Below are 1,684 nucleotides of genomic sequence, written 5' to 3'. Positions count from 1 at the left end.
CAGCGCCCGAAGCGAAGCGGCGCAGCCGCCAGTCTCGGGCGCTGAAACACGGGACTTCGGGGCCCGCAACCCGCCCCGCCGAAGGCGGGGCCAAAACAACGCGGGGCTAAAACAACACAGCGTCGCCGTAGCCTGTGGTTTGGGCGGTGCCGTTGGTGGCGTCGGCGCGGACGGTGACGAAGGGCATGACGGAGGCGGGAGAGAGGCAGCCGTTGACGTTGAGGGGGGTGTTGCTGTGGGCGAAGGTGTAGGGGAAGGTGGCTTCCTCGTCCAGTTCCGTCGCCCCGATGACGGCCGCGGTGACGGTGCCGGGGGCCAGGTTTACGGCGAGTTCGCCGGCCAGGCCGCTTTCTACGCCGACGGAAGGCTGGACGGCTACGCCTACGCCTACGCCGATGCCGACTGTGGGCGGTGCGTCGATGGCCAGGCCCAGGTCTACGCCGAAGTCCACGCCGATGGAGGGGGCGATGGCGGCGGCTACGCCGACGCTGGGTGAGATTCCGATGGAGATGCCGTTGGCGATATCGACGGCGCAGCCGACCAGGTATCCGGCGACGATCTCACCGCTGCGGAGTGCCGCGTTGCTTTCCAGGGCGACCGAGAAGTTGCCGGAGACCTTGACCGCGTGCACGAATGGCACGCCCATGGCGGTTTCGGGGGAGGGGACGACGTTGTTGGAATCCACGGCCGCGACCATGTGCATTCCACCGGAGGAGATTTCACCGGGGACGGCCGCGGTGGCGGCGCCGGTGACAGCCGATATCACCGCAGCGAATACGGCTACCGTCAACGAAATTCTGCGGTTCATAGCGCTCCAGTCGAGTAAGCGTCGAATCGGAACTTTCACAAACGAACTCACACGAGAAATGCCGCCGCGTACTTCGCGCGGGTGACCCCGGATCCCGCGGGCGACGCGGTATTTCTACCGCACAGGCGATACCGCGAGGTAGTTGCCACGCAGTAAACCCGTATCGACATGGCCGGATTCGCACCGGACCCGGGTGGGTGCAGACGAAAAACGCGGCGGCCCGGAAAGTTCCGGGCCGCCGCGGGGATGCGGGGGAAGCGGGTCAGAAGGCCGCTTCGTCGAGCTCCATGATGTCGTTGTCGAGGTTGGCCAGGATGGCGCGGGTGGCCGTCAGCTCGGGCAGGATATTGCGGGCGAAGAACTGCGCCACGCCGACCTTGCCCTGGTAGAACGACTTGTCCGCGCCGTCGGCGCCGGCGTCGAGGGCCGCGCCGGCGACCTCGGCCTGACGCAGCAGCTGCCAGCCGATCAGCAGGTCGCCGACCGAGAGCAGGAACCGCACCGAACCCAGGCCGACCTTGTACAGCTCGTCGGTCTGCTCCTGGGCGCCCATGAGGTGCCCGGTGAGGGTGGCGGCCATGGCCTGCACATCCTCGAGCGCGGTGGCCAGCAGTTTCCGCTCGCCCTTGAGGCGGCCGTTGCCCGCCTCCGAGTCGATGAACTTCTGGATCTGCCCGGCCACATGGGCCAGGGCGACACCGCGATCGCGAGCGATCTTGCGGAAGAAGAAGTCCTGCGCCTGGATCGCGGTGGTGCCCTCGTAGAGGGAGTCGATCTTGGCGTCGCGGATGTACTGCTCGATCGGGTAGTCCTGCAGGAAGCCGGATCCGCCCAGGGTCTGCAGGGATTCGGTCAGGTACTGGTAGGCCCGCTCGG

Annotated in this window: 2 protein-coding genes; both read right to left on the bottom strand. The window is 67.2% G+C overall.

Annotated elements, in window-relative coordinates:
- Window positions 1-106 precede the first annotated feature (106 nt).
- The gene (locus tag ACWDU1_RS32195; RefSeq protein ID WP_450004191.1) at window positions 107-859 is read right to left on the bottom strand and encodes an MspA family porin; all 753 of its coding nucleotides are present in this window, start codon (window positions 857-859) and stop codon (window positions 107-109) included.
- A gap of 211 nt (window positions 860-1,070) precedes the next feature.
- On the bottom strand, window positions 1,071-1,684 hold a 614-nt coding region (locus ACWDU1_RS32190; protein ID WP_450004190.1), incomplete at its 5' end, for an acyl-CoA dehydrogenase.

Source organism: Nocardia sp. NPDC003345 (assembly GCF_053589395.1).
The sequence above is the reverse complement of the archived record's forward strand: the minus strand, read 5'-3'. Positions and strand labels throughout refer to the sequence as shown.